The sequence below is a fragment of the Candidatus Streptomyces philanthi genome, from assembly GCF_059553635.1.
In genome coordinates, this window is record NZ_JCANQV010000265.1 from 1 (window position 1) to 7,950 (window position 7,950).

General features: G+C 72.8%; 6 protein-coding genes. 4 read left to right on the forward strand and 2 right to left on the reverse strand.

The window, feature by feature from the left end; genetic code table 11:
- On the forward strand, positions 1 to 1,062 hold a 1,062-nt coding region (locus tag AC51EU_RS23965; RefSeq protein ID WP_496269120.1), incomplete at its 5' end, for a YncE family protein.
- Positions 1,063 to 1,112: 50 nt separating this feature from the next.
- Here AC51EU_RS23965 and AC51EU_RS23970 read toward each other — a convergent pair.
- Positions 1,113 to 2,768, reverse strand: coding sequence for an AbeC-like domain-containing protein (locus AC51EU_RS23970; RefSeq protein ID WP_496269121.1), 1,656 nt, complete (start codon positions 2,766 to 2,768; stop codon positions 1,113 to 1,115).
- A gap of 138 nt (positions 2,769 to 2,906) precedes the next feature.
- On the reverse strand, positions 2,907 to 5,105 hold the full coding sequence (locus tag AC51EU_RS23975; protein ID WP_496269122.1) for an elongation factor G-like protein EF-G2: 2,199 nt from the start codon (positions 5,103 to 5,105) through the stop codon (positions 2,907 to 2,909).
- Positions 5,106 to 5,384: 279 nt separating this feature from the next.
- Between AC51EU_RS23975 and pgsA the strand changes: the two genes are divergently transcribed.
- From pgsA to AC51EU_RS23990, 3 genes are all read left to right on the forward strand, one after another.
- The gene (gene pgsA / locus AC51EU_RS23980) at positions 5,385 to 6,041 is read left to right on the forward strand and encodes a phosphatidylinositol phosphate synthase (RefSeq protein ID WP_496269123.1); all 657 of its coding nucleotides are present in this window, start codon (positions 5,385 to 5,387) and stop codon (positions 6,039 to 6,041) included.
- Positions 6,038 to 7,000, forward strand: a complete 963-nt coding sequence (locus AC51EU_RS23985) for a phosphatidylinositol mannoside acyltransferase (RefSeq protein ID WP_496269124.1) — start codon at positions 6,038 to 6,040, stop codon at positions 6,998 to 7,000. The genes pgsA and AC51EU_RS23985 overlap by 4 nt, the downstream gene beginning before the upstream one ends.
- Positions 6,997 to 7,950: glycosyltransferase family 4 protein (locus tag AC51EU_RS23990; RefSeq protein ID WP_496269125.1), on the forward strand; the 954-nt coding region annotated here is incomplete at its 3' end. The genes AC51EU_RS23985 and AC51EU_RS23990, both read left to right, overlap by 4 nt.

A 7,950-nucleotide genomic window follows, 5' to 3' on the forward strand; every position in this document is an offset into this window, starting at 1 on the left:
CCGACCGCGACGACGGCCGCCCCGGCGGCCAAGACCCTGCCCGGGATGCCGCCGCCCCTCGATGCCCACGACCTCTACGCCGCCGACCGCCCCAACCGGCTGCTGCCCCGCGTCAAGCCCTACCTCCCGCGCGTCTACGTGCCCAACACCAACTCCAACACCGTCAGCGTCATCGACCCCGCCACCTACGAGGTCATCGAGACGATCCCCGTCGGCAACCAGCCGCAGCACGTCGTGCCCTCCTGGGACCTCAAGACGCTGTGGGTCAACAACGACCTCGGTAACACCCTCACCCCCATCGACCCGAGGACCGGGAAGGCCGGTGAGACCGTCGACGTCCACGACCCGTACAACCTCTACTTCACGCCCAACGGCCGGTACGCGGTCGTGATGGCCTCCAAGGACCGGGAGCTGGTCTTCCGCGACCCGCACACCATGAAGGTCCGCAGGACCGTGCCCGTGACCTGCGCCGGCGTCAACCACGCCGACTTCTCGCCCGACGGCAGGTACTTCATCGTCTCCTGCGAGTTCTCCGGTGAACTGCTCAAGGTCGACACCGAGAAGATGGAGGTGACCGGGCAGCGGCGACTGCCGTTCCGGGGCGCGATGCCGCAGGACGTGAAGATCTCCCCCGACGGCAGGACCTGGTACATCGCCGACATGACCGCCGACGGCGTCTGGGTCCTGGACGGCGACACCTTCGGCGAACCGTGGCTGCTGCGCACCGGCAAGGGCGCCCACGGGCTCTACGTCAGCCGGGACTCGCGGCGGATGTACATCTCCAACCGCGGAGAGGGCTCGATCTCGCTCCTGGACCTCAGGACCGGCCGTCTCACCGGGAAATGGCACATCCCCGGCGGCGGCAGCCCCGACATGGGCGGTGTCTCCGCCGACGGCAAGGTGCTGTGGCTCTCCGGCCGCTACCACTCCGAGGTCTACGCCATCGACACCCGCACCGGGGAGACCCTCCGGAAGATCCCCGTCGGCAGCGGCCCGCACGGCCTGGCCGTCTACCCGCAGCCGGGACGGTACTCCCTCGGGCACACCGGGATCTTCCGCTAGACGGCCCTTCGGCGCCGCGGGGCCGGAGCATCCCCGGCCCCCGGCCGCCGCTACGCGTTGTACTCGTCCGCGAGGCTCGGCACCGCGCCCTGGACCATGCCGCTGAGCACCAGCGAGCGGTTGTCGAAGCGCTCGGTGTCCACACCGTTCTCCCGCAGCACGCCCATCGCGGCGGCGTGCACCGTACGCAGCACCGGCGTCGCGGCACGCAGCGCGTCGTCCGCCATGAAACGGTGCCGCCAGGGCTTGTCGGCCCACACGTGCCGCAGCCCGAACGGTTCCGGCAGCCCCAGCTTGCCGCCCAGGAAGTCCAGCACCGGCGGGAACCACGTCAGCGGGGCGCGGGCGGCGAGCCGCACCACCTCGCTCGCGTCGACCAGCGGCAGGGTGTGCTTCTTCGTCTCCCAGAACTTGAAGACCTTGGCGACCTCCTTGGTCTTCGGCGACGGCTTCCCGGCGAACAGGGAGTTCACCGGGCCCAGCGCGTGGCCGGTGACCTCGATGCGCAGCGTCTCGTGCAGCACCGTCACCGTGATCAGCAGCGTGATCACCAGCTGGCCGTCCCACAGGACGAACTGGACGCCCAGGTAGTGGCGGTTGCCGCTGCCGAACTGCTGCTCGTTGCAGATCCGCTCTATCTCGTGCGGACGGACCTGGAAGGCGTCCACGTCCGCGCCCTCGGGCCGGGAGACGGCCTTGGCGTTCTCACCGATCGGGGAGACGATCCAGTGGCGTACCGACGGCGGCTGCTGGAACCCCCCGGTGTGCAGCGGGCTGCGCTCCAGCAGCCGCAGCCGGTCGTGGATCGCCCGGATCACGTCCCAGCTGCGGAACGGGTGGATCTCGGAGACGCCCTCCGCGGGCTTGAGCTCCTCGGCGAGGTGCCAGCTGCCCCACCGGGTGCCCATCCCGAGTATCCCCTTGGGACCGGCGTAGAAGACGACGTTGCTGCGCTGCTCGGCGGAGAGCTTGGCGAGATTGTGGCGCAGCGCCTCGGCGGCGGTCTCGTTCGGGTGCCGGGGCACCGCCTCGGGGATCTTCGCGCCGACCCCGCCGCCGTCCAGCAGGCCCTGCCACGCGCCGCGCAGGTTCACCGCGGTCCGCTCGCAGATCTGCTTGGCCCACCACCAGCCGACCACCGGGGCGACGACCATGGCGCGGGCGTAGACCGACCAGAAGCCGCTGAACGGCAGCTTGATCATGAAGATCACACCGGCCACACCGGCGACGAGCAGCAGCGCCCCGCCCATCAGCGACGTGCCCTTGCCGTCCTTGCCGAGGACCTTCTTCAGCTGGAAGCCGCCCAGCCACAGCAGGACACCCGGCAGGAACAGCAGCCCGAACACCACCATCAGCACGGTGAGCCTGCCGTCGCGCTGCTTGCGGATGCGGGTGGCCGCAAGGCAGTGCTCGACGACGGTCTGCGGTTCGATCCCGAAGGACTGGACGAGGGGCTTGCGGCCCCCGCCGAGCATCCGCATCTGGACGGCGCGGGAGAACGCCTCACCCAGATTCGGCTCGAACAGGGACAGTTTGGGCTTCTTGATGTCGGAACTGCCGGAGGAGGAGTCGGCCTTGGAGATGTCGGCGAGCGGCCCGTCCCGGTAGGCGGCCGAGGCCAGCGCCTGCGTCGCCGCCGTCTGCCCGGCGGCACCCGCGACCGGGATCTGCGCCCCGGGACTGAAGTCGAAGCCGTCTGCTGCCACTTGCCCGCCCCCATCGCCGCACGTGTCCCTGCGGCTTCTTCCCGACTACCGCCCGCGGCACACCTGCCGCGCCCGCCGACCAGCGTACAGCCGCCGTCCGGCCCAAGGGAGTTGAGCCGGACGGCGGCCGGGACCCCTCTATCTGCCCTCGGCCGCGGCCTCCCGCACGGCGGCCGCCAGCTGCGGCGGCATCGGCTCGTACCGCAGCGGGGCGCGGCTGAACCGGCCGCTGCCGTGCGACAGGGACCGCAGGTCGACGGCGTACCGTCCGATCTCGGTCTCCGGCACCTCGGCGCGGACGAGGGTGCGGCCCGGCCCCGCCTGCTCGGTGCCCACCACCCGGCCGCGGCGCCCGGACAGATCGCTCATCACCGGGCCCACGAAATCGTCCGGAATCAGCACCGTCACCTCCGCGACCGGTTCGAGGAGGTCGATGCGGGCACCGGCGGCCGCCTCGCGCAGCGCCAGCGCGCCGGCCGTCTGGAACGCGGCGTCCGACGAGTCCACCGAGTGCGCCTTGCCGTCGAGCAGGGTGACGCGGACGCCGACGAGCGGATACCCGGCGGCGACCCCGCGGGCCGCCTGGGTGCGGACACCCTTCTCCACGGACGGGATGAACTGCCGCGGCACCGCGCCGCCGACGACCTTGTCCACGAACTCGACGTCCGAGGAGCCCGGCAGCGGCTCCACCTCGATCTCGCAGACGGCGAACTGCCCGTGCCCGCCGGACTGCTTGACGTGGCGGCCGCGCCCGGCGCCGGGGGTGCCGAAGGTCTCCCGCAGCGACACCTTGTGCGCGACGGTGTCGACCTGGACGCCGTACCGGGTCCGCAGCCGCTCCAGCACCACCTCGGAGTGCGCCTCGCCCAGGCACCACAGCACCACCTGCCGGGTGTGCGGATTGTGCTCCAGACGCAGCGTCGGGTCCTCCGCCACCAGGCGGGCCAGGCCCTGGGAGAGCCGGTCCTCGTCCGCCTTGCTGTGCGCCCGCACGGCGACCGGGAGCAGCGGGTCGGGCATCGACCAGGGCTCCATCAGCAGCGGGTCGTCCTTGGCGGAGAGGGTGTCGCCGGTCTCCGCGCGGCCGAGTTTGGCGACGCACGCCAGGTCGCCCGCGACGGCCCGGTCCAGGGGGCGCTGCTGCTTGCCGAACGGGGTGGTCAGCGCGCCGGTCCGCTCGTCGGCGTCGTGGTCCTCGTGGCCCCGGTCGGTCAGACCGTGCCCGGAGACGTGCACGGTCTCGTCGGGCCGCAGGGTGCCGGAGAAGACGCGGACCAGGGAGAGACGGCCGACGTACGGGTCGGACGTGGTGCGGATCACCTCGGCGGCGAGCGGCCCCTCGGGGTCGCAGGCGAGCGCGGGCCGCGGGGAGCCGTCGACGCCGGTGACGGCCGGCGCCTCCCGTTCGGCGGGGGTGGGGAAGCCGCCGGCGATCAGTTCCAGCAGTTCGACGGTGCCCAGGCCCTGCCGGGCCCCCTCGGGTGCCGGGGCGGCGGCCAGCACCGGGTGGAAGGTGCCGCGGGCCACGGCGGTCTCCAGGTCGCCGACGAGGGTCTTGAGGTCGATGTCCTCGCCGCCGAGGTAGCGGTCCATCAGGGTCTCGTCCTCGCTCTCGGCGATGATCCCCTCGATCAGCCGGCCGCGGGCCTCCTCGACCAGGGGCATCTCCTCCGCGGTCGGCGCCCGCTCGGTCCGTTTCCCGGACGAGTAGTCGAAGACCTGCCGGGTGAGCAGGCCGATCAGCCCGTGCACGGGGGCGTGCCCGTCGGCGCCCGGGGTGCCGTACAGCGGCAGGTACAGCGGCAGGACCGCGTCGGGGTCGTCGCCGCCGAAGGCCGCGCGGCACTGCTCGGTCATCTGGTCGAAATCGGCGCGGGATGCCTCCAGGTGGGTGAGGACCAGGGCGCGGGGCATGCCGACCGCCGCGCACTCGTCCCACACCGCGCGGGTCGCGCCCGCCACGCCGTCCGCCGCGGAGACGACGAAGAGGGCCGCGTCGGCGGCGCGCAGCCCGGCCCGGAGCTCGCCGACGAAATCGGCGTATCCGGGGGCGTCCAGCAGGTTGATCCGCACCCCGTCCCAGTCGACGGGCACCAGGGACAGCTGTACCGAGCGCTGTCGGCGCCGTTCGATCTCGTCGTGGTCGGACAGCGATGTGCCGTCCTCGACCCGGCCCGCCCGGTTGACGGCGCCGGACGCCAGGGCCAGTGCCTCGACCAGGGTGGTCTTCCCGGCGCCGCTGTGGCCGACCAGCACCACGTTCCTCAGGGAGGTGGGCCGGCCGGCCGCCGGTGCGCCTCCGGCGGCCCCGGGACGTGTACCCGACTTCTCGCTCATGTGTCTCGCCTCCAGGTCGACACTTTGCGGTGGTTCGAGCTTTCCACCGGGGTCATGCCCCGTCCATACGGGGCGGACGGGAGCTCGGCCGGATCCGTGCGCCCGTCCCGCCGCGTCCGGGGGCAAAGGGACCGTCCCCGGGGCCGTGGCGGGATGTGTCCGGAATGCCGGATGCACCCGGTGTCGCGATGCCTTCGTGGTGCCCCCGGAGCTCGTGGCTACGATGGGCCAGCCGGTGGCCCCATGACCGCGCGGCCCGTATCGACCTTCGGGAAGGCCATGCTGAACACGTACGCGCGTGCGTTCTTCACGCGTGTTCTCACGCCGTTCGCCGCCCTGCTCATCCGTCTCGGGGTCAGCCCGGACGCGGTCACCCTCGTAGGGACCGGGGGTGTGGTCACCGGCGCCCTGGTGTTCTACCCGCGGGGCGAGTTCTTCTGGGGCACCGTCGTCATCACCCTGTTCGTCTTCTCGGACCTGGTCGACGGCAACATGGCCCGGCAACTGGGCCGCTCCAGCCGCTGGGGCGCCTTCCTCGACTCCACCCTGGACCGCGTCGCCGACTCGGCGATCTTCGGCGGCCTCGCCCTGTGGTACGCGGGGCGCGGCGACAGCCTGGTCCTCTGCGCCATCGCGATCTTCTGCCTCGCCAGCGGCCAGGTCGTCTCGTACACCAAGGCCCGCGGTGAGGCCATCGGCCTGCCGGTGAACGTCAACGGGCTGGTCGAACGCGCCGAGCGGCTGGTCGTCACCCTCGTCGCCTGCGGCTTCTCCGGACTGCACGCCTTCGGGGTGCCCGGCGTGGAGGTCCTGCTGCCGATCGGCCTGTGGATCGTCGCCGTCGGCAGTACCGTCACCCTCGGCCAGCGCGTGGTGACGGTCCGCCGGGAGTCCGCCGAGGCCGACGCCGTCGCACAAGGGGGGAACAGCGCATGAGCCGCGCCACGACCGGCGAACGGTCCGCCACCGTCGCCGAACGGTTCACCGACGGCCTCTACGGCCTGGGCTGGAGCACCGTCAAACGGCTGCCCGAGGGCGCCGCCGTCCGCCTGGGCCGGGGCATCGCCGACGCCGCGTGGAAGCGCCGCGGCGCCGGGGTGCGGCGCCTGGAGGCCAACCTCGCCCGCGTCGTCCCAGGCGCCCCGCCGCAGCGCCTCGCGGAGCTGTCGCGGGCCGGGATGCGCTCGTACATGCGCTACTGGATCGAGTCGTTCCGGCTGCCGGTGTGGAGCGGGGACCGCATAAGGAACGGCTTCGCGCCCCACGACGCCCACCGCCTCGACGAGGCCGTGGCGAGCGACCGGGGCGTCGTCCTCGCCCTGCCGCACATGGCCAACTACGACCTCGCCGGCGTCTGGCTCACCACCGCCCGCGGCGTCCCCTTCGCCACCGTCGCCGAACGGCTGCGGCCGGAGTCGCTCTACGACCGGTTCGTCGCCTACCGCCAGGGCCTGGGCATGGAGGTCCTCCCGCACACCGGGGGCGCCGCCTTCGGCACGCTGGCCCGCCGGCTGCGGGCGGGCGGCGTGGTCTGCCTGGTCGCCGACCGTGACCTGTCCCGCTCCGGCACCGAGGTCGACTTCTTCGGGGAACGGGCGAAGATGCCCACGGGCCCGGCCATGCTCGCCGCCCGTACCGGCTCGATACTGCTGCCCGTCACCCTCTGGTACGACGACGGCCCCGTCATGCGGGGCCGGTTCCACCCCGAGATCACCGTCCCCGAGGAGGGCACCCACGCGGAGAAGGCCGCGGTGATGACCCAGCGGCTGGCCGACGCGTTCGCCTCCGGCATCGCCGAGCACCCCGAGGACTGGCACATGCTGCAACGCCTGTGGCTCGCCGACCTGGAGCCGCGCCCGGCGTCCGGGGCGGCCCCCGGAACGGAGAGCGCGTGAGAATCGGCATCGTCTGCCCCTACGCCTGGGACGTCCCCGGCGGCGTCCAGTTCCACATCCGCGACCTCGCCGAGCATCTGCTCCGCCTCGGCCACCAGGTCTCCGTCCTCGCCCCCGCGGACGACGACACCCCGCTGCCCCCGTACGTCGTCTCCGCCGGACGCGCCGTCCCCGTGCCGTACAACGGCTCCGTCGCCCGGCTGAACTTCGGTTTCCTGTCGGCCGCCCGGGTCCGCCGCTGGCTGCACGACGGCGCCTTCGACGTCATCCACATCCACGAACCGGCCTCGCCGTCGCTGGGCCTGCTGAGCTGCTGGGCGGCGCAGGGCCCCATCGTGGCGACCTTCCACACCTCCAACCCCCGCTCCCGCGCCATGATCGCCGCGTATCCGATCCTCCAGCCCGCGCTGGAGAAGATCAGCGCCCGTATCGCGGTGAGCGAGTACGCCCGGCGCACCCTCGTCGAGCACCTCGGCGGCGACGCGGTGGTGATCCCCAACGGCGTGGACGTCGGCTTCTTCGCGGACGCCGAACCCAAGGAGGAGTGGCGGGGGAACACCCTCGGCTTCATCGGCCGGATCGACGAGCCCCGCAAGGGACTGCCCGTGCTGATGGCGGCGCTGCCCGCCGTCCTGGCCGAGGTCCCCGACGCCCGGCTGCTGGTCGCCGGACGCGGCGACGAGAAGGAGGCGGTCGCCGCCCTCCCCGCCGCACTGCGCTCGCGGGTGGAGTTCCTCGGCATGGTCAGCGACGAGGACAAGGCGCGGCTGCTGCGCAGCGTCGACGTGTACGTGGCGCCCAACACCGGCGGCGAGTCGTTCGGGATCATCCTCGTCGAGGCGCTGTCCGCGGGGGCGCCCGTGCTGGCCAGCGACCTGGACGCGTTCGCCCAGGTCCTCGACCACGGGACGGCCGGGGACCTCTTCGCCAACGAGGACGCGCAGGCGCTC

Excerpts from the sequence above, each read along its gene's own strand:
- AC51EU_RS23975 (WP_496269122.1), bottom strand. The coding sequence starts at position 5,105 with ATGAGCGAGAAGTCGGGTACACGTCCCGGGGCCGCCGGAGGCGCACCG.
- pgsA (WP_496269123.1), top strand. The coding sequence starts at position 5,385 with ATGCTGAACACGTACGCGCGTGCGTTCTTCACGCGTGTTCTCACGCCG.
- AC51EU_RS23985 (WP_496269124.1), top strand. The coding sequence starts at position 6,038 with ATGAGCCGCGCCACGACCGGCGAACGGTCCGCCACCGTCGCCGAACGG.